Below are 22,644 nucleotides of genomic sequence, written 5' to 3'. Positions count from 1 at the left end.
GCGTACGCAGGCGTAATTCGCTGGCGTGCGCCCCGGGACGTCCGGAGAATGCCCGGGTGCAGAACACTGAGCAGCGGACGGCGACCGTCCTGGTCGAATGGCAGGGAGAACTCCTCGGCGCGGTGGGGCCGTTCACGGCCTCCTCCCCGTACTGGGCGCAGGTCGGGGAGGTCGGGCGGGCGGCCTCGGCGGCGGCGGGGGTGCCGCTGGCGGTGCTGCGGCTGCTGTCGGTGGACGGCGGGGAGGGCGGCGCGAACGGCGCGGTGACGTACCTGGCGGTGGCGCTGGAGCGCCCGGCGGGTGGGCTGGAGCCGGTCGGGGCGGACCCTCGGGACGGGCATCCGCTGCGGCTGCCGTGGGCGTCCGAGGAGGGCCTGCGCGCGGAGTGGGCGTGGGCGGACGGGGTGCTGGCGGGGCTCGGGCAGGACCGGAGCGGCCCGGTGGAGCAGGTCCGCAGCTGGAACCTGTCGGCGCTGTCGCGGTTCCCGACCGGGTCGGGCGCGGCCTGGCTGAAGAGCACGCCGCCGTTCGCGGTGGCGGAGGCGGCGGCGATCGCCCGGGTGGCGGCGGCCGATCCGGGGCTGGTGCCGCCGGTGCTGGCGTCGGACGGGCGGCGGATGCTGCTGGCCGAGGTTCCGGGCGTGGACTGCTGGGGCGTGCCGGAGGACGGCATGCTGGAGATCCTGGACCGCTGGTCGGCCGTGCAGGCGGCGCTGGCCGCGGACGGGCCGGGCGGGTTGACGGACCGTTCGCCGGCGGTGCTGGCGGAGCGCTTCCCGGAGCTGCTGGAGCGGCTGCGGCCGGAGCTGGCCGCCGACGAGTACGCGGCGGCGCTCGACCTGGCCGGCCGGCTGCCCGCGCTGGCGGCCGAACTCGCGGACTGCGGGCTGCCGTTGACGATGGTGCACGGTGACTTCCACCCCGGCAACTGGCGTTTCGGCGACGGGCGCGGCACGGTGCTGGACTTCTCCGACGCGATGTGGGGCCACCCGGCCGTCGACGGCCTGCGGCCCGCCCCGTACCTGTCGCCGGAGCGCTGGGCGGAGGTCCGTGCCCGCTGGGCCGCCGGCTGGCGGGCCCTGGCCCCGGGCAGCGACCCGGAGCGGTCCCTGGAGCTGGCCGCCCCGCTGATGCACGTCCACTTCGGGCTGCGCTACCAGGAGTTCCTCGACGGCATCGAGCCGAGTGAGCAGCCCTACCACGCGGGGGACCCGGTGGCGGAGGTGCGGCGGGCGTTGCGCAAGGCCGGGCTGCGGTGACCGGCACGGGGTCGGTCGGGTCCGCCCGGGAGCGCTACCGCGCGTTGATGGCGTGCGGGTCGGGCGACGAGGTCCGCCGGGAGCTGGACGCCTGAGCGGGCCGGGAACTCACGGCGTACTCGGCCCGGTTGGCCCCGGCGGCGGCGTTCCGCCCGTTCACGGCGCTCCCGGCCGAACGGCAGTACGAGCTGGAGTTCGAGCTGTACGCGCTGAGCCGGGTCGCGGACGTGCTGGCCCTGGAGTTCCAGCCGCCGTACGGCGACGGGCCGGTCCTGGACGGCGTCCGGATGGAGGTGGCCCCGGCGGAGCGCAGCGCGTTCTTCGTCCGGCTGGGGATGACCGAGGTCGGTGCGGCGGGCGGGTTCGACCCGTTCCTGCACGAGATCGCCGAGCTGGTGCCCGCCGAGGACCCGGACGCGCCGATCGAGCTGCTGGACGTGCTGTGGCCGGGGCTGACCTTCGGTGAGCTGCTGTTCGTCCGCGCGGGGGTGCGGGTCCGGGCCGGGGCGCGGGTCGCGGAGCCGGGCTGGGCGGACGGCTCGCCGATGTACTGGGCGCACCGTCGGCGCGGTCGGCGGCCGGTGGACCTGTCGCACGGCTGGGGCTCCCACTCGCAGTGGCGCACCAGCCACCGGATGGACTTCCGGACCGCGGACGGCGATCGGTGGAACGTCGTGCGGGACTCCGAGCGGTTGTCGGAGCACCGGGCCGGGGACGGGCGGCTGACCGCGGCGGAGGCCGGGGAACTGCTGCGCCACCGCTGCCTGTTGCGGCGGCCGGCGGGCTGCCCCGACCTGGTTCCGGACTCCCAGGAGGCCGCGGACTTCTGGCTGTTCGATTCGTCGCTGCCGGAGCCCGCCAGGTGCGCACGGGGCTGCCACGGCTGACCCGGTCGTCCTCAGGGGGCGGTGGCCGCTCCGGGCCGGTGCTGCCAGCGGGCCTGGTGGAAGATCGGGTCGACGGCGACGACGCAGAGGGCGTGCATGGGGTCGTCGGTGTGCCGGGGGTCGAAGAAGCCGACCAGGTCGTCGAGGCAGGACTCGCCGCGGCGGTGGATCTCGCGGTCGGTGGCCACGGTGTCGCCGGCCCGGGTGAGCAGGTCGCCCAGTTGGAAGAGGAGTTCGGGGCGGGCGGTCAGGACGACCGTTCCGGCGTGTTCGGTGAACCGGGCGGGGTGCCGCAGGGAGAGGCGGTGGACGGCGTCGGAGCAGTGGTCGGGGCGGGGGGCCGGCGCGGTCACGGTGAGCGGGGTGCCGGTGCGGCGCATCCGGCGGCGCAGGGCGGGCCAGTCGGAGGGGCGCAGGCCGGTGTCCGTGCGGGCGATCAGCAGCGGCACGGCCGGGGTCTCGACGTGGCCGTGGACCAGTGGCGGGGCGTCCGGCGGGACGGGGACGTGGACGGCGCTGTGCGGGCCGGTCGCGGCGATCCGGAACAGTGCGCCGAGGCGCAGCAGGTCGGCGCGGGGTGCGCGGAGGAACCCGACCCGCTGGTCGGGCGGGTGGAGGTGGGTGTTGCGGAGCAGGGGGCCGCTGCTGAGCACCCGGTCGAGCCGGTGCCCGGTGTCGCCGACCCGGTGACTGGTCAGTCGCAGTCGCATCCGCTGTCCGTCGCTCTCCCCCATCGGCCCAGTACAGCACGGGCGGTGGCGGCCGCGAACCGAATTTTCCGGCGGCCGGGCCGGATCGGGCGGACGGCGGGTCAGCAGTCGCGCCAGCGGTCGACGACGGCCTCGGCGACCTCGAAGCGGGTGCCGCAGTCGGCGCAGTCGGCGGCGCCGAAGACGTAGGTGAGCTTGCGGGCCAGGTCGGGGTGGCCGTCGGCGGTGGTGCGGGCGTGCAGGCGCCGTGCCAGGCCGGTGAGTTCGGCGGGGTCGCGGGGGCGGAGCGGGTGCCGCGGGGCGGTGTCGCGGTTCATGTAGAAGGCGTCGGCGGTGGTGAAGTGGCCGTGTTCGCCGAAGACCACGTAGTTGTCGGTCTCGCAGGCGGGGCAGGCCACTTCGTACTCCTCCTCCTGGAGGGCGTCGAGCTGTTCGCCCCAGACCTCGACGCCCTCCAGGTGGAGCAGGGTGCCGAGGAGGGAGGCGTAGTTGCCGGGGTCGGCGGCGAGGCCGGGGTCGTGCAGGGACTCCTCGGTGAGGGCGTGCAGTTCGGCGATCTCGGCGGCGTGGGAGTGGTGCGGGTCCGCGATGCCGTCGGGGCGGGCGGTGCTGCCGATGATGGAGCCGGCCAGGAACAGCGGCATCCGGCGTTCGGCGGGCGGCCAGTCGCGGGCGGCGGCGGTGAGGGCGGGGAGGGCGGCGTAGCTGGCGGTGCAGACGCTGCCCTGGTGGTAGAGCCTGGACCACAGTTCGCCCCAGGTGTCGTCCGCCGGGTCGGGCGTCATGGCGGCGAGCAGGGCGGGAACGTCCTCGGCGGTGCCGTAGGCGTGGTGGAGCCGGGACCAGTCTGTCATGCCGCCGATCCAAGCAGAGCGCGCGGACAGTGCCGCGCCGGGGCCCGCGGACGGTGCCGGGAACGGGGGCGGGGACGGCGCCGGGAACGGGGGCGGGGACGGCGCCGGGGTCAGGCCGGGTCGGCGGGGCGGAGGCGGCGGTGGCGGAGGTCGAGGCCGTCGAGGAGGGCTTCGAGGCCGGTCTCGAAGGCGCCTTCGTCGATGGTGCGGCGGTGTTCGGCGAGGCGGTGGGCCTCGCCGAGGTGGGGGTAGTCGGCGGCGTAGAGGGCGGCGTCCTCGGGGAAGCCGGCGGCGAACGAGCCGAGGGCGGAGCCGGTGACGAAGTAGCGCATCAGGGCGCCGATCCGGGTGGCCTGGCCGCGCGGCCAGCCGGCGTCGACCAGGCAGCCGAAGACGGCGTCGGCGAGGCGCAGGGCGTGCGGGCGGCGGCCGGGGCCCTGGGCGAGGACGGGGACGACGTGCGGGTGGGCGGCGAGGGCGGCGCGGTAGGAGCGGGCCCAGTCGCGCAGGGCGGTGCGCCAGTCCTGCGGCGCGTCGAACATGGTGAGGTCGACCTCGCCCATCACACTGTCGACGACGGCGTCGAGGAGTTCGTCCTTGGTGGCGAAGTGGTTGTAGAGCGAGGGTCCGCTGACGGAGAGTTCGGCGGCCAGGCGGCGGGTGGAGAGCGCGGGCAGTCCTTCGGCGTCGACCAGGGCGAGGGCGGCGGCGACGATGCGGTCCCGGCTGAGCAGGGGTGTGCGCGGTCGGGCGATCTCCGCCTCCTCGGGTGCTGGGGTCGGTGCCGGGCCGGTGCCGGGGCCGGTGCTGGGCCGGGTCGATGGTGGAGCCGGGGCCGTGGGGCCGACCGGCTGTCGGGTCATTGTCGCAGGTGCCCCTTTCGCGGCGGGCCGGGGCGGGCTACAGTCACCGTAAAACTTGCAGCGCTAGTTTATCGCGGGCGCTGCGGCCGGATCGAGTGGTCGGGGTGTCGCCGGATGGACCTGGAGCTGACCGAGGAGCAGGCCGCGGTGCGGGCGCTGGCGGCGGAGTTCACCGACCGGGAGATCGTGCCGTTCGCCGCCGGCTGGGACCGGGCCGAGTCGATCGACCTGGGTGTCGTGAAGAAGCTCGGCGACCTGGGCTTCCTCGGGCTGACGGTGCCGGAGGAGTACGGCGGCAGCGGCGGCGACCACCTGGCGTACTGCCTGGTGCTGGAGGAGCTGGGGCGCGGCGACTCCTCGGTGCGCGGGGTGGTGTCGGTGTCGCTGGGCCTGGTCGCGAAGTCGATCAACGCGTTCGGGACGGAGGAGCAGAAGCGGCACTGGCTGCCGCGGCTGTGCTCGGGCGAGGCGCTGGCCTGTTTCGCGCTGACCGAGCCGGGGACGGGGTCGGACGCGGCGAACCTGACCACCCGGGCCGAGCGGGACGGCGGCGACTGGCTGATCTCCGGCGCGAAGATGTTCATCACGAACGGGACGTGGGCCGAGGTGGCGCTGGTGTTCGCGCGCACCGGCGAGCCCGGGCACCGGGGGGTAAGCGCTTTCCTGGTGCCCACCGACGCGCCCGGCTTCGGCCGCACCCTGATCCACGGCAAGCTCGGGCTGCGCGGGCAGGCCACCGCCGAGCTGTCCTTCGACCGGGTCCGGGTGCCGGACTCGGCGCGGCTGGGCGAGGTCGGCAAGGGCTTCACGGTGGCGATGGCGGCGCTGGCCAAGGGCCGGATGTCGGTCGCGGCGGGCTGTGTCGGCATCGCGCAGGCCGGCCTGGACGCGGCGGTGCGCTACGCCGGGGAGCGCGAGCAGTTCGGGCGGCCGATCGCCCACCACCAGCTGGTGCAGGAGCTGCTCGCCGACATCGCGGTGGACGTCGACGCGGCCCGGCTGCTGACCTGGCGGGTCGCCGACCTGATCGACCGCGGCCTGCCGTTCGCGACCGAGTCCTCGGTGGCCAAGCTGTTCGCCTCCGAGGCGGCGGTGCGCTGCGCCAACAACGCGCTGCAGGTGTTCGGCGGGTACGGCTTCATCGACGAGTACCCGGTCGGCAAGTACCTGCGCGACGCCCGGGTGATGACCCTGTACGAGGGCACCAGCCAGATCCACAAGCTGCTGATCGGGCGTTCCCTGACCGGGGTCAACGCCTTCTGACGCCGTGCCGTGCGCCGTCGCGGCCCGCCATCCCCGGGCCGCGGCGGCACCGTCGAGAAACGAGCCGCCGGGAACCCTCGGCGGCCACCGAGAACAGGAGCCCGCAGAAGTGCTTCCGGTCTTCATCGCCGCCGCCCGCCGCACCCCGATCGGGCGGCTGCGCGGCGCGCTGTCCGCCGTCCGGCCCGACGACCTGTCGGCGGCCGCGCTGCGCGGCCTGCTCGACCAGGTGCCCGCGCTCGACCCGGCCCGGATCGACGACGTGTACTGGGGCGCCGCCAACCAGGCCGGCGAGGACAACCGCAACGTGGCCCGGATGGCGGCGCTGCTCGCCGGGCTGCCCGACACGGTGCCCGGCGCCACCGTCAACCGGCTCTGCGCGTCCGGCATGGAGGCCGTCACCTCGGCCGCCCGGGCGATCGGCTCCGGCGAGGCGGACGTGGTGGTGGCCGGCGGCTGCGAGTCGATGAGCCGCGCCCCGTTCGTGCTGCCGCGCCCCGACGAGGCGCTGCCGCACCGGATGGAGACCTTCGACACCCGGCTGGGCTGGCGGCTCACCAACCCGCGGATGAAGGACCTGCACGGGGTGCTGTCGATGGGCGAGACCGCCGAGGAGGTCGCCGCCCGGTACGGCATCGGCCGCGCGGACCAGGACGCGTTCGCGCTGCGCAGCCACCGACTGGCCGCGGCCGCCCGGGAGTCGGGCCACTTCGACGCCGAACTGCTGCCGGTGGTAAGGCCGGACGGGACGGTGGTCGAGCGCGACGAGTCGATCCGCCCCGACACCACGGCGGAGAAGCTGGCCGCCCTGAAGCCGGTGTTCCGGGCCGGCGGCACCGTCACCGCGGGCAATGCCTCGCCGATGAACGACGGCGCGGCCGCGCTGCTGCTGGTCAGCGAACGGGCCCTGGCGGAGCTGGGGTTGGAGCCGCTGGGCCGGTACGTGGCGGGCGCCTCGGCGGGCGTGCACCCGGACGTGATGGGCATCGGCCCGGTCCCGGCGACCCGGCGGGTGCTGGAGCGGTCCGGCTGGAAGCTCCAGGACATCGCCACCGCCGAGTTCAACGAGGCGTTCGCGGCCCAGGCGCTGGCCTCGGTAAGGGAGTTGGGCATCGACCCGGAGCTGGTCAACCCCTCCGGCGGGGCGATCGCGCTCGGCCACCCGCTGGGCTGCTCGGGGGCCCGCATCCTGACCACCCTGCTGCACCGGATGCGCCGCACCGGTGCCCGCCGGGGCCTGGCCACCATGTGCGTGGGCGTCGGGCAGGGCTCGGCCGTGCTGGTCGAGCGGGACTGAACGCCCTTCCCGGGACGTCGGCGTGACGGACCGTCAGGAACAGCAGAAGCAGTAGAAGCGACTGAAGTACCAGAAGTACCAGGAACATCGGCGACAGCGGCAGGAGACGGCAGTGGGCAGGTTCGACGGCAAGGTGGCCGTGGTGACGGGCGGCGCGCAGGGCATCGGTGCGGCGACCGCGCGCAGGCTGGCCGAGGAGGGCGCGGCGGTGGCCGTGGTCGACCTCTCGGCGGAGCGCGCCGAGGGCACGGTGAAGGAGATCACGGCGGCGGGCGGCACCGCGCGGGCGTTCGGCTGCGACGTCGCCGACTACGACGCGGTGGAGGCCGTGTTCGCCGCCGTGGTCGAGGAGTTGGGCGGGGTGCACATCCTGGTGAACAATGCCGGGATCACCCGCGACAACCTGTTCTTCAAGATGCCCAAGCAGGACTGGGACGCGGTGCTGACGGTCAACCTGACCAGCGCCTACAACTGCGCGCACGTGGCGCAGAAGTACTTCGTCGCACAGAAGTACGGCAAGATCGTCTCGCTGAGTTCGCGCTCGGCGCTCGGCAACCGCGGGCAGGCCAACTACGCGGCGGCGAAGGCCGGAATCCAGGGCCTGACCGCCACCCTGGCGATCGAACTCGGCCCGTTCAACATCAACGTGAACGCCGTCGCCCCCGGCTACATCGCCACCTCGATGACCGCGGCGACCGCCGAGCGGGTCGGCGCCACCCCCGAGGAGCACCAGACCGAGGTGGCGGGCCGCACCCCGCTGCGCCGGGTCGGCCGCCCCGAGGAGATCGCCTCCGTGGTGGCCTTCCTGGCCAGCGAGGACGCCTCGTACGTCAGCGGGCAGACCCTGTACGTCAACGGCGGCGCCCGCTAGGGCGGGTGGCGTTCCGACCGGGGGAACAGGGCGGACACCGTCCCGTCGGCGCCGCTCCCCCGGATGCCCCCTGGTCGGTCGACCGCTGATCCCGGCCGGGCCCCGGGCCCCGGTGGTCGGCGGGCCCGGCGGTTCCCGAACCCACTTGGGCGGGAAGGCCGTTCACCGCTCCTCGGACGGTCCGGCCGGGGGTGGGGGCTGCTGGGGTCGGCGGGTGCGGCCCCAGGCGGAGAGGGGGGCGAGTGCGTCGTTGAGGCGTCGGCCGTCCTCGGTCAGCGCGTACTCGACCCGGGGCGGGACCTCGTCGTAGGAGCGGCGGTGCACGATGCCGTCGGCCTCCAGTTCGCGCAGGTGGGAGGCGAGCACCTTCTCGGTGATCCCCGGCAGCAGGCGGCGCAGTTCGCCGAAGCGGCGGTGCGGGTGCTCGTGCAATGCCCAGAGGACGAGCACCTTCCACTTGCCGCCGATGACCTCCATCGCGGCGTCGATCCCGCACAGGTGCCCGTCCGGTGTGCCCGGACGGTTCAGCGTCGTCATGCCCCGCCTCCTTCCGACCTGCTCGCTCACCCCGGGGTAACCACCCACCTCGAAGTGCGTACTTGATCACTGCCGGGCCCGGGGCCAGCCTAATCGGCATGACACCGAACGCAGTGGAGAAGGCGCCCGTGGTGCTGCTGGGCCTCGGGGCGATGGGCGGTGCGCTGGGCCGGGCCTGGCTGGCCGCCGGGCATCGGGTGACGGTCTGGAACCGGACGGCGGGGCCGGCCGCGACGCTCGCCGGGGCGGGGGCCGTCGTGGCGGGGACGGCCGCCGAGGCGGTCGCGGCGGGCGGTCCGGTGGTGCTGTGCCTGGCGGACGACGCCGCCGTCCGGGAGGTGCTGGCCGGTGTCGACCCGACCGGCCGGGACGTGGTCGACCTGACCACGGACGCCCGCGCAGGCCCGGGACCGGGCCGGGTGGCTGGCCGGACGGGGCGCCCGCCACCTGGACGGCGGGATCATGGCGGTGCCGCCGATGATCGGCGTCCCGGGGGCCGGGGCCTTCGTGCTGTACAGCGGCTCGCGGGAGCTGTTCGAGCGGCACCGGGAGGTGCTGGCCGTCCCGGCCGGGGCCCGCTACCTCGGCGCGGACCCGGGGCTCGCGGCCCTGTACGACGTGGCCCTGCTCAGCGCGATGTACGGCATGTTCGGGGGCGCCGCGCACGCGTTCGCGCTGGTCCGGACGGCGGGGATCGACCCAGTGGGGTTCGCTCCGCTGCTCGCCGACTGGCTCGCCGCGACGGCCCCGTCCGTGCACGGCACCGCCGCGCAGCTGCGCGGCGGCGACCTGACGGCGGGCGTCACCTCCGGCCTGGCGATGCAGGTGGCGGGCATCCCGACCTTCCTCGCCACCGCCGAACAGCAGGGCGTCAGCCCCGAACTGCTGGCCCCCTGGTTCGCGTTGATGCGCCGCCGGCTCGCCCTGGGCGACGGCCGGGAGGGGCTGGCGGGCCTCGTCGACCTGCTGGTCCGCTGACCGGGCCGGCCGGACCCGGAGCGACCGGCCCCGGGCCGACCGGGCCCTCGGCTCAGCCCGGCTGTTCGGAGGCGGCCTTGGCCTCGGCGAGTTGGCGCAGGTGGCGTTCGGCGGCGCGGAGCTTGCGGTTGTCCGGCCCGGGCAGGTGGGCGCGGAGTTCGATGATGTCGGGGGCGATCCGGATCGCCTCGGCGGGGTCCTTGACGGCGCGCCAGCAGGCTTCGGCGTTGGTCGCGGCGCGCTGGGTCTCCGGGTCGTCGGGGCCGTCGGTCTGCAGCAGGGCGACGGCGACCTGCCGGTACAACTCGGCGGCCAGCGACGGCAGTCCGGCGACCCGCGAGACGTGCGCGCGGACCTGCCGGACCTGCAGCACCACGGGCGCGAGGACGCCGTACACGCCGACGGCCTTCTGCTCCAGGGCGAGGGCCAGCGTGGCGGCGTGCTCGTGCTGCCCGGCCTCGGCGCTGCGGACGATCTCGCCGATCGCCTCCAGGTAGTCGGTGGGCGGCGTCCGGTCCGCCGCGTCGGCGGCGGGCGCGGGGGCGGGGGCGGGCTGCTTGGCGAGCGGAACGAGCGGGACGGACGCCCCGGACGGGGCGGACGACGCGGACGGGGCGGCGGCGCTGTCGGGCGCGTCCTTGCCGAGGCGGACGGCCGGTTCGGACAGCGGGACGGTCGCCGCCGCCGGGTCGACCGCGGCGGCTGCGGCGGCTGCGGTTGCGGCAGTTCCTGCGGCCCCGGCGGTCCCGTCCGTGCCCTTGGCCAGTTCGACCAGGGGCTGCGGCGCGGCGGCACTGTCGGGCGCGTCCTTGCCGAGGCGGACGGCGGGTTCGGGCGCGGCGTCCGTGGTCGGCTTGTCGAGGTCGACCAGGGGCAGGTCGGCGGGGACCATCGGTTCGCCCTTGACCAGCGAGACGATCATGCGGGGGCGCGGCGGGGTGGCGGGCACGCCCGGCTTGCGCAGCGAGACCAGGCCGCGCGGCGTCCAGCGGGGGGCGAGCCGGGGCCGGGCCGCGGGTTCGGGGCCGCCGGCGCCGAGGTGGAGTCCGGCGCCGAACGTCCCGCCGGGCGGCGGGGGGACGGCGCGTCCGGCCGGGGCGCCGGGTGCGCCGGGCGGCGGGGCGGCGTTCGGGTCGCCGGGGCCGATCTGGCGGGCGGTGTTGCGGAAGTACGGGCGGTCGGCGGGGTGCGCGGTGATGACGACGGTGTCGGCGCGCAGCACCGAGTGGACCTGCTGGCGGATCAGCTCGGGGGTGAGCGTCGGCTCGGCGCCGGGGCGGCCCCGGTGCAGGGTCTCGATCAACGCCCGGGTGAAGGTGCCGAGTTGGTCGGGGTCGTGGTTGACGGTGGCCCAGAGCGGGACGCCGTCGGCGAGCTGCTTGCCCGCGGTGGCGGCGAGCTGCGGCCAGAGCACCGGGTCGGCGCTGAGGTCGCCGATCACCAGGGTGTCCAGTTCGGTGCCGCGGTGGCGCAGTTCGTTGGCGACGGCCGACCAGGGCAGGCTCTCGGAGGTCTTGTTCTCGCGCAGCGACAGGAACAGCTGCTCGCCGCGGCGGTCGGTGATCAGGTGGCCGCCGAGGTGGACCAGCAGCGGCCCGGGGTGGCGGGCGGCGGCCCGCAGGTGGGCGAGGACGGTCTGCGGGTCGTTGGCGCCGGGCAGGTGGACGGCGTCGACCTGGTCGGCGGAGAGCAGGATCTGCGGGGCGACGCCGGCCAGCGCGGTGGACAGCACGGGGGCGTGCGCGCTGCCGCCGCGGCCCCAGCGGCGGCCGCCGCCGTAGCCGCCCTCGATCACCAGGATGCGTCCGCGCAGGCCGTTGCCGATGCCGGGCGCGACGGCCGCCGGCGCGGCCACCGGGGCCGGGGCGGGGGTCGGCGCGGCCACCGGGGCCGGGGTCGGGGCGAGGGGCGGCGCGGCGGGCGGCGGCGGGACGGGCGTGCCACCGGCCGGGGTGGGGGTGGGCAGCGGGATGGTGAGCGTGCCGGTGAGCGGCGCGTCCGGGAGCGGCGGCAGCACCAGGTTGATGGAGGTGGCGAACGGGTCGCTGCCCGGCGGGAGTTCGACGGTCTTCTCCAACGGCGGCGGGCCGGGGAGCTTGATCGTCTCCTCCGCGTCGGCCCCCGCCGGCCCGTCGCCGGCCGTCGATGCCACGTCAGCCACCGTTCGGTCACCGCCCCCGTGTCGCCGCCGCGCTGCGACGTCGTGCCTGTCCGCCGTGGTGCCGGGCACCACACTTCGATCTCGGCCACGATACGTGGTCGACTGCGGCCCGGGCCAGCGGGCCCCCGCAGGTCGGGCCGTCCGCCCGGACCGGGAACGGGGCGGGGACGAAGCGGTGGCGGGACGGGGGCGAGACGGGGGCGGGACGGGGAACGGGTGCCGGCCGGGGCCTTGTCCGGGGTCCGGTCCCGGTGCGAGGATCGGCCGTATGAAGAGGAACGAGTCCGGCGTCCCGCGGTGACCGCCCCCGGCCGCACGGGCACGGCGACAGCGGAGGCGGCGGAGGCGGCGGGCGTCCTGGAGGCGCGGCTGGCCGGGCCGTTGACGCCGGTCGCGCTGCGGCTGCTGGCCACGGACCTGACCGGGGTGCCGGTGCCGTCCTGGCCCGATCCGGCGCTGCGGGCGCTGGTCGGGCGTCATCCGGCGGAGCGGCTGCGGACGGTGGGCCGGTGGCTGGTCGGGCACGGCGGCGGGCGGAACGCGGTGCTGGCCGGGTTGGCGCTGCTGGCGGAGACGTCGGTGGCGGAGGACGTCCCGCTGCTCCGGGCGGCGGCCCTGCGGGGGTCGCCCTTCGGCGTCCTCGCGGCCCGGGCGCTGGAGCGGCTGCCCGCGCCGGCGCCGGTGCTGGCCGAACTGGCGGACGAGGCCACCGGCACCGCCCGCGTCCCGTTCCTGGAGGCGCTGGGGCGGCTCGCCGACCCGCGGGCCCGGCTGCCCTGGTACCGGGGCGGCCGCGACCCGCTCGCCGACCCGGACCGTCCGGCCGATCCGGCGGCCGTGGCCTGGCTGCGCCGCCGGGCCGTGGACGACGGCGACTTCGGCGGGTACTACGCGGCCCGGACGGTGGTCGCGGCGGCCGTGGACCGGGCGGTGGCCGATCCGGCGGCGGGGAGCGAGGTGGTCGACCAGGCCGGTCGGCTGCTGCGCACGCTGACGGGCTGCGCGGGCATGGGCCCGACGCTGTCCGCCCTGGAGCAGGGGCTGCCGCTGCTGGCCCACTACGCCGACCGCGTCGTCCGGCTCGCCCCGACCGTGGACCGCTGCACCTCCGTCCTCACCCTGGCCGCGGACCTCGCCGACCCGGACGGCGACACCGCGCGGGCCGGCTGGCCGCCCGGGGTGCGGGCCGAACTCGCTTCTCGGCTACTGGAGTTGCTGCGCCGTCCGGGCTGGGCGGAGCGGTTGGCCGAGCTGCTGGCCTCGCCGCGCGGCAACCTCGCCCCGTGGTCGGCGCTGCTCGCCGAGCGGCTCGGCCTGCGGCCGCCGGGGACGGCCGCCGAGGCCGCTGCGGCGGCGATGGCCCGGCGGCGGCAGCGGCAGGCCTCGCCCCATGGGCAACAGCCCGGTGGGTGACGGCGCGACAACCGACGGACCGACAACCGACGGACCGACAACCGGCATCCCGGCGGGCGTCGTTCCGGTGCGCAACAGCCCGGCGGGCAGTGGCGGCTCAGTAGGTGGCGGTGATCCGGCGGGCCGGGCCGTCGACGCGGACGGTCCCGCCGTACGGGACGACCAGTTGGGGTTCGGTGTGGCCGAGGTCGACGTCGAACACCGCCATGGTGTCGGGGGCGTAGGCGTCGAGGGCGCGCAGCACGGCGGCGCGCTGCTCGGCCCGGTAGTCGGCGCGCTGCCCGGCGTCGTTGAGGTGCTCGAAGGACCAGGCCATGGCGCGGCCCATCAGCAGGGCGGGGAACCGGCGGAGCAGTCCGCGTTCGCCGAGGTTGCGCAGCATCCGGAACACCTCGGTGCCGCTGGGCAGTTCCTCGGAGGTCTCCAGGAACAGCACGTGGCCGGCGTAGGCGTCGTTGGGGAGCAGGCGGTCGGCGGCGGCCATCCAGTGCAGGATCTCCAGATTGCCGCCCCAGGCGGGGCCTTCGACGACCCGGTCGGGGCGGTGCCAGTGCCAGCCGGTGGCGGGCTCGGTGGCGGGTTCGCGGTCGAAGGTCTCCGGGTCCTCCCAGCTGCCGTTCTCGGTGCTGGTGTCGGCGGCCTCGGTGAACTCGTACGGGCCGCCGTCGAACAGGGCGGCGCGCAGCGAGTCGGCGGTGAGCGGGTGGACCCGGCGCGGGCGGCCGAGCTGGGTCATCACGGCGGCGCCGTGGTAGGAGACGACGCCGTGCCGCCAGAGGAAGTCCAGCAGGTTGGTGTTGTCGCTGTAGCCGAAGAACGGCTTGGCGTGGGCGCGGATCAACTCGCCGTCGAGGTGCGGGACCACGGTGAGCTGGTCGTCGCCGCCGAGGGTGGCCATCACGACGGTGACGGTCGGGTCGGTGAACGCGGCGTGCAGGTCGGCGGCGCGTTCCTCGGGGGTGGCGTCGAGCTTGCGGGTGGCGGGGTACTCGACGGGTTCGAGGCCGAACTCCTCGCGCAGGCGGCGCAGTCCGAGTTCGTGCGGGAGCGGGAACGCGCCGGGGCCGGCGAAGCCGGGCGAGACGATCGCGATCCGGTCGCCCGGCTTCGGGCGCGGCGGGTGCACGGGGCGCGGCGGGGTGGGCCGGGCGGGCGCGGGCCGGTTCGACGAGGGCTGGTTCGACGAGGGCTGTTCTGACATGCGGGGATGCTAACGGCCCGGTCGCGCCGTGCACGACCGGGTTTTCGCCGCCGTTCCTGACGGACCGTCAGGCGTGCACGTCCAGCAGGGTTTTGCCGAGGGTGTCGCGGGCCTCGATGGCGCGGTGCGCGTCGGCGGCGCGTTCCAGCGGGAAGCGGCGGCCGACGACGGGGCGCAGCCGGTGGGCGGCGGCCTCGGCGAGGACGTGCGCGGTGGCGGCGCGGACCCGTTCGGGGGTGGGGCGCAGGGTGAGCACGGTGAGGTCGCGGGCGGCGGCCTCGGCGGGCGGCAGGTCGGTCCAACTGCCGCTCGCCAGGCCGTGGCTGAGCAGGCGGCCGCCGGGGCGGAGCAGGTCGGCGGCGGCCCGGCCGAGGGGGCCGCCGACACCGTCGAGGACGAGGTCGACGGGGGCGAGCGGCGCCGTCCAGTCGGGTTGCCGGTAGTCGACGGTGGTGGCGGCGCCGAGTTCGGCGGCGAGGGCGGTCTTGCGGGGGCCGCCGGCCGCGGCGAGGACGTGCGCGCCGGCGGCGGTGGCGAGCTGGACCAGCAGGGTGCCGACGCCGCCGGCCGCGGCCAGGACCAGGACGCGTTCGCCGGGCGCGGGGGCGGCGGTCTCCAGCAGCAGGCGGGCGGTGCGGCCGTCGGCGAGCAGCGCGGTGGCGGCGTCCAGGGCCAGGCCGTCGGGGACTTCGTGCAGGCCGTCGGCGGGGACGGCGGCGAGTTCGGCGTAGCCGCCGCTGCCGCCGGTGGAGGAGACGACGCGCCGTCCGGTCCAGGCGGGGTCGGTGCCGGGGCCGACGGCGGTGACGGTGCCGCCGACGCCGTTGCCGGGGATCATCGGCAGGGCGGCGGTGAACGGGCCGAGGCCGGTGGCGCGGAACTGGGTCTCGACGAAGGTCAGGTTGGCGTGCGCGACCTCGATCAGCACCTGTCCGGGGCCGGGCACCGGGTCGGGGGCGGCCCCCGGAGTGAGCACCTCGGGTCCGCCGAACTCCCGCAACCACACCGCGCGCATCATGCCTCCACCCCGTCCGCGGGCCGGTCCGTCCGGCCGCGGCACCATCCTGGAACCTCAAGCAAGCTTGAAGTCAAGGCCGTCCGCCGTCGGCGGCGGGTGCGAGGATGCCGGCCATGGACCTGGACGGATTCTGGAAGCTGGTCGAGTCGAGCGGTACGGGCGGCGACGGCGGCGCGCACGGGGAGCGGGCGGCGGCGGTCGTGGCGCGGCTGGTGGAGCTCGGGCCGGCCGAGGCCGTCGAGTTCCAGCTGCGACTGGACGAGGCGCGCGCGCCGCTGGACACCTCGGCCACCCTGGCGCTGGCGAAGGTGGTGCTGGGCGGGCGGGTCAGCGACGACGGGCTGTGGTACTTCCACGCCTGGCTGGTCGGCCTGGGCCGGGACGCGCACCGCCTCGCCGTGCACGACCCGGACGCGCTGGCCGACCACCCGGCGCTGCGCCGGCTCGCCGCCCTGCCGTACGGGCAGTGGGCGGACCGGTACTTCCCGGACTGGGAGGAGCTGGACTACTGCGGCCAGTCGGCGTACGAGCAACTGACCGGCGAGGAGGACGGGTGGGAGGAGGCCCTGGAGGAGCTGGGCCACGACTCCCCCGTGAACGCCGACGCGGTGGGGCCGAGTTGGACGCCCGAGCAGACCGCCGCCCGGCTTCCCCGCCTCACCGCGCTGTTCGGCGCGGCCGCCACCGGCTGAGCCTCAACTCTCCCGGGCCAGCGCCTTCTCGATCGCGGCGCGGGTGAACAGCCGCGCCTGCTCGGCGCGTTCGGTCCGCTGCTCGGCGGTGAGGGTCGGCGGGACGCCGTAGCGGCGGGCCGCGATGTCCGCGACCAGGGCCGACGGCGCGCCCAGCGACGGCAGTTCGGCGATCGCCTCGCGCTTGGTGACCAGCCGTCCGGTGCGCAGTGCGATCCCGGCCCGGGCGGCGGTGACCGGGCCGTGGTCGACCCAGATGTCGCGCTGCCACGGCTCGGGGCGGGCCGTCACCGGGTACCAGTAGTCGCGCAGGTCGGCCCGCAGGTGGGCGCGCAGCGCCTCGTCCGCGACCGGCGGCAGCAGCGCCTCGGGCGCCTCCCCGGCCAGCAGCAGCCCGCCGTCGAGGAGTTCGCGCCGGGAGACCACGGTGACCGGGCGGTCCATCGGCTCGCCCTGGGCGAAGGTGAAGTGGGCGGCGGCCGGGTCGGCGAGCCCGGCGCGGGCCGGGTAGGAGCAGTGCAGCTTCCCGGCGTCCGGGTCCTCGGCGATCAACTGCCCGTGCAGGGCGGCGATCTCCTCCCGCAGCCGGTCGTCGGGGACGTCCGGGAGGACGGCGATCAGGTCGAGGTCGCTGCGGCCGTGCCGGTAGTCGCCGTGGGCCAGCGAGCCGTGCGCCCAGAGCGCGAGGACGGGCACGGCGGCCCGCAGACGGGAGGTGAACGCGGCGAGCAGCGGCGCGGCGAGCACGGTCTGCCGGGCGTCCTGCTCGGCCTGCTCGGCGGCGGTCGGCAGCAGCGCCGACAAGGAGTCCTGGTGCGGCATACCGCCACCCTCGCACATCCCGCCCCCTGCCCGGGGCCGGTTGCGCGCCGATGCCCGGATTCGCGCCGTGGTCGCGCGGGTCCGGGCATCGGGGCGGTGCCGTCGGTCGTCGGTCGTCGGCCGTCGGCCGGCAGGAGGGGTCGGGGTCAGGCTCCGGTGAGGAGGTCGCGGAGGAGGGCGACGGTGTCGGGGTCGAGGTCGCGGCCGGTGCGGCGGCTGAGGGCGTCGAGGCGGTTGACGGCGCGGACGAGCTGGTCGCGGGCGCCGGCGGAGGCGTAGGCGTAGAACAGGTCGCGGTGCAGGAGCTCGACCTCGGGGGCGACCGCGAGGGCGCGGAAGATCGCGGCCTCGGCGGTGCGGTGGTCGCCGTACTGGAGGCGGCGGGCGGCGAGTTCGTGCGCGGTGTCGACGATCGCCGCCAGCATGTCCTGGCGTTCGGCCTCGGCCCAGGCGAACGCCCCCGGCGTGCACTCGGCGAACGGCGCACCCCGGACCAGTGCCAGGGCGTGCGCGAGGGCCGCGTCGGCGGTGGTGGAGGTGGAGCGCATGCCGCGCCGGTACAGGCCGCGGAACTCGTCCCAGTCGCAGCTCACCGTCGGGGCGAGCGTGTACGTCTCGGCGGGCTCGGCGGCCAGGTAGTCGCGGCCCTCCGGGGAGGCCCCCAACCAGCCCGCGAGCGCGGCGAGTTTGGCGGGCAGCGGCTCGGCCAGGCGCTCGGCGGTGGCCCGCGGGTCGAGGTGGGCCGCGCCCGGGTGGATGTCCCGGTCGATCGAGGTGTGCTCGGAACCGGGCCGCAGGGCCAGGTACGCGGCCAGCTCGGTCAGCCGGGACCGCCCGGCCGGGTCGGCGCTGCCGGCCGCGCCCAGGACGTCGACCGGGCCGAGGACCCTGATCCGCGGCGCCGACCGCAGGTGGTGGGTCTCCGGGGAGCGCAGGATCGCCAGCAGGTCGTCGCTGTCGGTACGGGACGGCCCGCTGCCGGGGCGGGCGGACGGGCGGGCGGTGGCCGCCGTCGCCCGCGGGTCGGGCGCGACCGCCTGGTCGTGGGTGGGCAGCGGTTCCGCCGACGGCGGCGGGACCTGCACGGGCGGGGCCTGGAACGGGGCCGCGGGCGGCAGCAGCTCGAACGCCTGCGTGCCGTCGCCCACCGGGGCCTGCTCGGGAGTCGACGCGGCGGCGGGCGGGAGCAGTTCGAACGCCTGCGTGCCGTCGCCGACCGGGCTCTGCTCGGGCGCGGGCGGCTCGAAGGCTCGGGTGCCCTCGCCCGCCGGGGCCGGTGCCACCTCCGGGGGCAGCAGTTCGAAGGCTTGGGTGCCGTCGCCGACCGGGGCCTGCTCGGCGGCGAACGCGGCAGCCGGGGGCAGCAGCTCGAACGCCTGCGTGCCGTCGCCCACCGGGGCCTGCTCGGGAGCGAACGGGGCCGCGGGCGGGAGCAGTTCGAACGCCTGCGTGCCGTCGCTCACCGGGGCCGGGGCCACCTCCGCAGCGAACGGGGCCGCGGGCGGGAGCAGTTCGAACGCCTGCGTGCCGTCGCTCACCGGGGCCGGGGCGGATTCCGTTGCGGGGGAAGGGAGTTCGAGCGGGCGGGCGCTGTCGGTCGGGGTGGTCAGGCGGGGGTCGAGCGGGGTGCCGTGCGGCGGGGTGGTGGCCTTTCGGGCCTGGCCGTTCGCCGCGTGGCGGGGCTCGGCGGCGGGCGGGAGCGGGAGGGCGGGGGGCAGGACGGGGGTGACCGGGGCGACCGCGTAGGGGTTGGTGGGGGCGGTGGGGACGAGGCCCGCGAACGGGCTGGTGCCGGCCGGTACGACCCGGGCCAGCAGGCGCGGGCCGGGGTCGGCGGCGCCGTTCGGGGTGCTGTCCGGCGCGCCGGCGGGGCCGGTCGGCTTGTTCAGCACCACGGTCGGCGCGCCGTCCGGGTCGGCGCCGGGGCCGGTCGGGCCGCCGAGGAGGGCCAGCAGGCGGGCGTCGAGGGTGCCGTCCGCGGGGACGGGGGTGTCGCCGAACGGGTCGGGCAGGCCGCCGGGGCCGGCGCCGATCGCGGCGCCGACGGTGGCCAGGGCCGGGACGGGCAGCGGGAGTTCGGCCTCGTCCTCGGGGCCGTTGTGCGGTCCGTCGAGGGTCCAGTCGGGGGCCGGGTGCTGGGTGAAGTCGCCGGAGCTGCGGACGAGTTCGCCGAGTTGGTCGTACTGTTCGCGGCTCAGGCGCTGGAGTTCGACGGTGAGGTGCAGGCCGGGCAGGGCGGCGGGGCCGGTCGCGGGGAGCGTCCAGCGGGCGACCGGTCCGGCGCCGCGCTCGGGGGCGCGGGTGAGCACGGCCAGGCAGGTGCGGGGGCGGCCGTCGAGCAGGCGGCCGAGTTCGGCGGGGAGGTTCCCGGCGGGCGGCTGCGCGGACAGCACGATCTCCGGCACCCAGGCTTCGTCGGCGCTGCCCCGGCTGCGGGCCTCGCGCGGGTTGGCGGCCTCGGCGGCGACCAGGATGGCGCGGGCCTTGGCGGTGCGCGGGCCGAGGGCGGCCAGCGCGGCCTCCAGGGTGGCGTGGTGGTGCACCCGGTCGGTGGCGGGGCCGGCCGCGGGGAGGTCGGCGGCGACGCCGACCAGGTGCAGGTGCAGGCGGTCGGCGAGCGGGCTGTGGGCGAGTTCGACGGCGAGGGTGCGCAGCACGTCCTCGGCGTCCTCGGGGTGGCCGGAGAGGTGGACCAGCCGGACCGTCTCCAGGTCGGCGAGGACGGTGGAGCCGTCGGGGCTGTTGCCGAGGGTGACCAGCGCCGGGTAGGGCGCGGTGTACTTGGCGGCCTGGCCGACCGAGAGGAGTTCGTTGGAGTCCTCGGGGCACCACCACACGTTGGGGGCGTGCGCGGCCCGGAACGGGGCGATCGGGACGGCGGGGGCGGCGAGGTGCAGTTCGACGGTGCCGGCGGTGGTGATCCGGGCGGCGACCAGTGCGGGGAGGCGCTTCTCGCCGCGGAGGGCGTTGCGGCCGAGGGTGCGCAGCGCGCGGTTGAGCAGTTCGAGGCCGCTCTCGTTCTGCCGGGCCTTCAGTTCGGCCTCGAAGTGGCCGGCGGCGGCGGACGGCAGGGCGATCCGGTGCCGGGGGCGGCGGGCCCGCTGCTGGTCGGTGCGGCGGCGGGAGACCAGGCCGATCAGGGCGGCGGCCATCAGCACGCCGAGGGTGGAGGCGGCCAGCGGGACGGTGTAGTCGTCGCTGGGGCGCTCGGTCCGGTGCTGGTCGCGGACGGCGGGCAGGTTCGCGGACGCGGCGGGCTGCGGGGCGGCGGTGTCGGCCGGGGCCGCGGTGGCGTCCGCGCCGGGGGCGGGGGTCTGCGCGGCGGGCGGCTGCGGGGCCGGGGTCTGTCCAGTGGGGGGTTCGGTGGCGGGCGGTTCGGTCTGCGGGGCGGGCGCGGGCGGGGCCGGGGTCTCGGCGGGGGGCTGCGGGGCCTGGGTGGCGCCGGGCACGGTGAGCACCATGCCGGGGGCGAGCACGTCGGGGTCGGTGAGCCGTTCGCCGTCGGGGGCGGTGACGCCCTTGTTGGCCTGGAAGAGTTCGGGCCAGCGGTCGCCGTCGCCCAGTTCGCGCTGCGCGATCGAGGAGAGCGAGTCGCCGGAGTGCACGGTGACGCTGCCGTGGGCGGGAGCGGGGGCGGCGGGCAGCGCGGGCGGGGCGGGGCGGTCCTGGGCGGGGGTCTGCACGGCGCCGGGGCCGGTGTCGGGCTTGGCGTCGGCGGGCATCAGCAGCTGCCAGCCGGGCTGGATCGGGCGGTCGGCGTCGAAGCGGGTGCCCGAATCGTCCATCGGGCGGCCGGCGTTGAGCTTGGCGATCTCCGTCCAGCGTTCGCCGGAGCCGAGTTGGCGTTCGGCGATCGACCAGAGGCTGTCGGCGGGGCGGGAGTCCCGGACGGTGTAGGAGGGCTGCTGCTGCGGGTCGGCGGCGAGCGCCCCGGCGGGGGCGGCGGCGGGCAGCGCGGCGAGTGCCGGGGAGGACGTCAACTGGGCGACGGCGGCGGGGCGCTGCTGGAGTTCGGGGGTGGCGGCGAAGGCCGAGCCGGCCACCGGGAGCAGGGCCAGGACGGAGCCGACCAGGCCGGCCGCGACGCGCTGGCTCCAGCCGAAGGCGGGAATCCGGCGGGCCACCCGGCCGCGCAGTTGGGCGGGGATCTCGACCAGGACGGAGAACAGGAAGCACAGCCAGCCGATCCAGCCGATGCCGACCAGCAGCCACAGGAACAGGCTGCCGTCGTCGGGGCTGGTGAGCGCGCCGAGCAGGTCGCCGTGGACCGGGTCGCCCATCGCGGCGACGGCGAGCGTGCCGTAGCCGAGCAGGGCGGGTACGCCGGCCAGCAGCACGGCGAGCGTCAGCAGGGCGCCGAGCGCGGTGAGCACGGAGCCGCCGGCGCCGCGTCGGCGCGGTGGCCGGCCGGTGGGCGGCACGGGCCGGCCGGGTCGGCCGGGCCGCCCGGCGGGGACGGCGGTGTCGGGGCGCCGCCCGCGGCGGCCCCTGCGGTGCTGGTCCTCGGCTCCGCGCGCGGCCATCAGCCGGTCGTCCCTTCGGTGATCCCGTGCACCAGGGTGGCCTTGCCGTGGCCCTGCACGGGGAGTGTGTCGATGTCGACCACGCCGAGCAGCGCGGTCCGGTAGCTGGTGGTGCAGTCGACGCTGAACGTGGTGGTGTTCTGGCCGTCGGGGAAGGTGATGTCGCCGGTGATGCCGTGGGCGCGCAGGTAGGCGCGTGCGGCGTCCTCGGCGGCGGCGCGGTCGAAGTGGTAGCCCTGGCCGGCCCGCAGCCGGTCGATGTCGAGTTGCTGGCCGCCGATCCGGGCGGCTTCCTGGGCGAGCGCGTCGGCCCGTTCCATGGTGCGCAGTTGGCCGCCGAAGTCGAGGACCAGGCCGACCACGGCGACCAGGCTGACGGCGGTGATGGCGACCATGACCGAGATGCTGCCCCGGTCCCGCCCGTTCACGCCTCGTTCGTCCACGGTCCCTCCCACCGGCATGTGGTGACTTCCTCTCAGTTTCCCCGATAGCGGTCCACCACGGAGGTGAACGAGCCGGTGACGGTCCGGTGGCCCGGTATGCCGTCGAGTTCCATCAGGTCGGCGAAGGCCACCGTGCAGGACACCCGCACGGTGACGGTGGTGAGTTGGCCGCCGTCCTCGCCGACGGTGCCGTACTCGGGGTCGCCGACGGGTTCGGCGGCGCAGCTGACGCCCCGTTCGGCCAGCGACTGGGCGACGGCGTCCTCGGCGGCCCGCCGCGCGCCCTCGGGGGTGCGGGCCAGCGAGGCGGCCCGGGCGCCGGAGCGGGCGGCGGAGTCGACGATCGCGCCGGTGGTCTGGAGCCGGCCGGCGGCGACCGCCATCAGCGCGAAGGTCAGGATCAGCGGTATCAGCAGGGCCGCTTCGACGGCGAACGAGCCCCGGTCGGGGGCTCCCGGCGTTGCCCCGGTGCTCCGGCGGGCCGTCACGGCTGCCCCTCGGGGACGAACTTCTCCCAGGGGCCGGAGGCGGTCCGGCTGATGGTGGGGGCGTCGAAGAACGGGACGACGAAGGCCGGCCGGACCTCGACCGTCACCCGGTAGCGCGGTTCGTTCGCGCCGCCCTGCTCGACCCGGGTGCGGGTCGCCAGGTCGCCGAACCGGTCGATGAAGAGGGTGGCCCGTTCCGGCCCGGCGTTCGGCGCCGCCCCGCGGGCGCGCCCGGCTTCCACGCCCTCCCGGGCGGCGGACAGGGCGGCCTGCTCGGCGTACCACCAGAGCCCGGCCTGCACCACCAGGAGGATGACGAACAGCACGGCGGGGAACACGATGGCGAGGCTGATCGCCATCGCGC

Annotated in this window: 19 protein-coding genes and 1 pseudogene; 8 read left to right on the top strand and 12 right to left on the bottom strand. The window is 76.6% G+C overall.

Translation table 11 applies throughout. The features are described 5' to 3' along the window. The first annotated feature begins 56 nt into the window (after positions 1 to 56). Entirely contained in the window at positions 57 to 1,259 is a 1,203-nt protein-coding gene (locus tag ACIQBJ_RS08045) for an aminoglycoside phosphotransferase family protein (RefSeq protein WP_400705428.1), read from the top strand. 128 nt (positions 1,260 to 1,387) lie between these two features. Then, positions 1,388 to 2,146 carry a hypothetical protein gene (locus ACIQBJ_RS08040; protein ID WP_400705425.1) on the top strand — a complete coding sequence of 253 codons (759 nt, stop codon included), beginning with the start codon at positions 1,388 to 1,390 and terminating at the stop codon, positions 2,144 to 2,146. 11 nt (positions 2,147 to 2,157) lie between these two features. Here ACIQBJ_RS08040 and ACIQBJ_RS08035 read toward each other — a convergent pair whose 3' ends face one another. From ACIQBJ_RS08035 to ACIQBJ_RS08025, 3 genes are all read right to left on the bottom strand, one after another. Further along, positions 2,158 to 2,880, bottom strand: a complete 723-nt coding sequence (locus ACIQBJ_RS08035) for a hypothetical protein (protein WP_400705422.1) — start codon at positions 2,878 to 2,880, stop codon at positions 2,158 to 2,160. 77 nt (positions 2,881 to 2,957) lie between these two features. After that, the gene (locus ACIQBJ_RS08030) at positions 2,958 to 3,710 is read right to left on the bottom strand and encodes a hypothetical protein (protein WP_400705419.1); all 753 of its coding nucleotides are present in this window, start codon (positions 3,708 to 3,710) and stop codon (positions 2,958 to 2,960) included. Positions 3,711 to 3,820: 110 nt separating this feature from the next. Then, positions 3,821 to 4,465 carry a TetR/AcrR family transcriptional regulator gene (locus tag ACIQBJ_RS08025; protein ID WP_400705825.1) on the bottom strand — a complete coding sequence of 215 codons (645 nt, stop codon included), beginning with the start codon at positions 4,463 to 4,465 and terminating at the stop codon, positions 3,821 to 3,823. Between the two features lie 222 nt (positions 4,466 to 4,687). Here ACIQBJ_RS08025 and ACIQBJ_RS08020 point away from each other — a divergent pair, with 222 nt between their 5' ends. The 3 genes from ACIQBJ_RS08020 to fabG all read left to right on the top strand — a co-directional run bounded on the left by ACIQBJ_RS08020 (position 4,688) and on the right by fabG (position 8,004). Beyond that, entirely contained in the window at positions 4,688 to 5,836 is a 1,149-nt protein-coding gene (locus ACIQBJ_RS08020; protein ID WP_400705416.1) for an acyl-CoA dehydrogenase family protein, read from the top strand. A 109-nt stretch (positions 5,837 to 5,945) separates the two neighbouring features. Continuing rightward, on the top strand, positions 5,946 to 7,133 hold the full coding sequence (locus tag ACIQBJ_RS08015; RefSeq protein ID WP_400705413.1) for a thiolase family protein: 1,188 nt from the start codon (positions 5,946 to 5,948) through the stop codon (positions 7,131 to 7,133). A 112-nt stretch (positions 7,134 to 7,245) separates the two neighbouring features. Beyond that, on the top strand, positions 7,246 to 8,004 hold the full coding sequence (gene fabG, locus ACIQBJ_RS08010; protein ID WP_400705410.1) for a 3-oxoacyl-ACP reductase FabG: 759 nt from the start codon (positions 7,246 to 7,248) through the stop codon (positions 8,002 to 8,004). A gap of 162 nt (positions 8,005 to 8,166) precedes the next feature. Here the strand turns inward: fabG and ACIQBJ_RS08005 are convergent, their stop codons facing one another. Beyond that, on the bottom strand, positions 8,167 to 8,541 hold the full coding sequence (locus tag ACIQBJ_RS08005; RefSeq protein ID WP_400705407.1) for a winged helix-turn-helix transcriptional regulator: 375 nt from the start codon (positions 8,539 to 8,541) through the stop codon (positions 8,167 to 8,169). 98 nt (positions 8,542 to 8,639) lie between these two features. Between ACIQBJ_RS08005 and ACIQBJ_RS08000 the strand changes: the two are divergent. Continuing rightward, positions 8,640 to 9,519, top strand: a pseudogene (locus ACIQBJ_RS08000) (NAD(P)-dependent oxidoreductase). 52 nt (positions 9,520 to 9,571) lie between these two features. Here ACIQBJ_RS08000 and ACIQBJ_RS07995 read toward each other — a convergent pair. Then, on the bottom strand, positions 9,572 to 11,671 hold the full coding sequence (locus ACIQBJ_RS07995; protein ID WP_400705404.1) for a hypothetical protein: 2,100 nt from the start codon (positions 11,669 to 11,671) through the stop codon (positions 9,572 to 9,574). A gap of 306 nt (positions 11,672 to 11,977) precedes the next feature. Here ACIQBJ_RS07995 and ACIQBJ_RS07990 point away from each other — a divergent pair, with 306 nt between their 5' ends. Further along, positions 11,978 to 13,093: a hypothetical protein gene (locus ACIQBJ_RS07990; RefSeq protein ID WP_400705401.1), complete on the top strand. Its 1,116-nt coding sequence runs from the start codon at positions 11,978 to 11,980 to the stop codon at positions 13,091 to 13,093. A gap of 97 nt (positions 13,094 to 13,190) precedes the next feature. Here the strand turns inward: ACIQBJ_RS07990 and ACIQBJ_RS07985 are convergent, their stop codons facing one another. Both ACIQBJ_RS07985 and ACIQBJ_RS07980 read right to left on the bottom strand, forming a co-directional pair. After that, positions 13,191 to 14,294, bottom strand: coding sequence for a S66 peptidase family protein (locus tag ACIQBJ_RS07985; protein ID WP_400705398.1), 1,104 nt, complete (start codon positions 14,292 to 14,294; stop codon positions 13,191 to 13,193). Positions 14,295 to 14,361: 67 nt separating this feature from the next. After that, positions 14,362 to 15,312 (bottom strand): zinc-binding dehydrogenase, encoded by a 951-nt coding sequence (locus ACIQBJ_RS07980; protein ID WP_400705395.1) that lies wholly within the window; start codon positions 15,310 to 15,312, stop codon positions 14,362 to 14,364. A 113-nt stretch (positions 15,313 to 15,425) separates the two neighbouring features. Between ACIQBJ_RS07980 and ACIQBJ_RS07975 the strand changes: the two genes are divergently transcribed. Next, positions 15,426 to 16,004 (top strand): DUF4240 domain-containing protein, encoded by a 579-nt coding sequence (locus ACIQBJ_RS07975; RefSeq protein ID WP_400705392.1) that lies wholly within the window; start codon positions 15,426 to 15,428, stop codon positions 16,002 to 16,004. Positions 16,005 to 16,007: 3 nt separating this feature from the next. Here the strand turns inward: ACIQBJ_RS07975 and ACIQBJ_RS07970 are convergent, their stop codons facing one another. From ACIQBJ_RS07970 to ACIQBJ_RS07950, 5 genes are all read right to left on the bottom strand, one after another. Beyond that, entirely contained in the window at positions 16,008 to 16,826 is an 819-nt protein-coding gene (locus tag ACIQBJ_RS07970) for a nucleotidyltransferase domain-containing protein (RefSeq protein WP_400705389.1), read from the bottom strand. 146 nt (positions 16,827 to 16,972) lie between these two features. Next, positions 16,973 to 21,349: a LysM peptidoglycan-binding domain-containing protein gene (locus ACIQBJ_RS07965; protein WP_400705386.1), complete on the bottom strand. Its 4,377-nt coding sequence runs from the start codon at positions 21,347 to 21,349 to the stop codon at positions 16,973 to 16,975. Then, positions 21,349 to 21,792 (bottom strand): TadE/TadG family type IV pilus assembly protein, encoded by a 444-nt coding sequence (locus ACIQBJ_RS07960; protein WP_400705383.1) that lies wholly within the window; start codon positions 21,790 to 21,792, stop codon positions 21,349 to 21,351. Before ACIQBJ_RS07960 ends, ACIQBJ_RS07965 begins: the two co-directional genes overlap by 1 nt. A 32-nt stretch (positions 21,793 to 21,824) precedes the next feature. Then, entirely contained in the window at positions 21,825 to 22,280 is a 456-nt protein-coding gene (locus ACIQBJ_RS07955) for a TadE/TadG family type IV pilus assembly protein (RefSeq protein WP_400705380.1), read from the bottom strand. Then, positions 22,277 to 22,639 (bottom strand): TadE family protein, encoded by a 363-nt coding sequence (locus ACIQBJ_RS07950; protein ID WP_400705377.1) that lies wholly within the window; start codon positions 22,637 to 22,639, stop codon positions 22,277 to 22,279. Before ACIQBJ_RS07950 ends, ACIQBJ_RS07955 begins: the two co-directional genes overlap by 4 nt. Positions 22,640 to 22,644 lie beyond the last annotated feature (5 nt).

It is taken from the genome of Kitasatospora sp. NPDC088391 (assembly GCF_044753345.1).
GTDB lineage: Bacteria > Actinomycetota > Actinomycetes > Streptomycetales > Streptomycetaceae > Kitasatospora.
This window is presented reverse-complemented; position numbering and strand designations above follow the sequence as displayed.

What these genes read in the sequence shown, in the direction of transcription:
- ACIQBJ_RS08035 (WP_400705422.1), bottom strand. Translation starts at nt 2,880, where the DNA reads ATGGGGGAGAGCGACGGACAGCGGATGCGACTGCGACTGACCAGTCAC.
- ACIQBJ_RS08030 (WP_400705419.1), bottom strand. Translation starts at nt 3,710, where the DNA reads ATGACAGACTGGTCCCGGCTCCACCACGCCTACGGCACCGCCGAGGAC.
- ACIQBJ_RS08020 (WP_400705416.1), top strand. Translation starts at nt 4,688, where the DNA reads ATGGACCTGGAGCTGACCGAGGAGCAGGCCGCGGTGCGGGCGCTGGCG.
- ACIQBJ_RS08005 (WP_400705407.1), bottom strand. Translation starts at nt 8,541, where the DNA reads ATGACGACGCTGAACCGTCCGGGCACACCGGACGGGCACCTGTGCGGG.
- ACIQBJ_RS07985 (WP_400705398.1), bottom strand. Translation starts at nt 14,294, where the DNA reads ATGTCAGAACAGCCCTCGTCGAACCAGCCCTCGTCGAACCGGCCCGCG.
- ACIQBJ_RS07980 (WP_400705395.1), bottom strand. Translation starts at nt 15,312, where the DNA reads ATGATGCGCGCGGTGTGGTTGCGGGAGTTCGGCGGACCCGAGGTGCTC.
- ACIQBJ_RS07975 (WP_400705392.1), top strand. Translation starts at nt 15,426, where the DNA reads ATGGACCTGGACGGATTCTGGAAGCTGGTCGAGTCGAGCGGTACGGGC.
- ACIQBJ_RS07970 (WP_400705389.1), bottom strand. Translation starts at nt 16,826, where the DNA reads ATGCCGCACCAGGACTCCTTGTCGGCGCTGCTGCCGACCGCCGCCGAG.
- ACIQBJ_RS07965 (WP_400705386.1), bottom strand. Translation starts at nt 21,349, where the DNA reads ATGGCCGCGCGCGGAGCCGAGGACCAGCACCGCAGGGGCCGCCGCGGG.
- ACIQBJ_RS07950 (WP_400705377.1), bottom strand. Translation starts at nt 22,639, where the DNA reads ATGGCGATCAGCCTCGCCATCGTGTTCCCCGCCGTGCTGTTCGTCATC.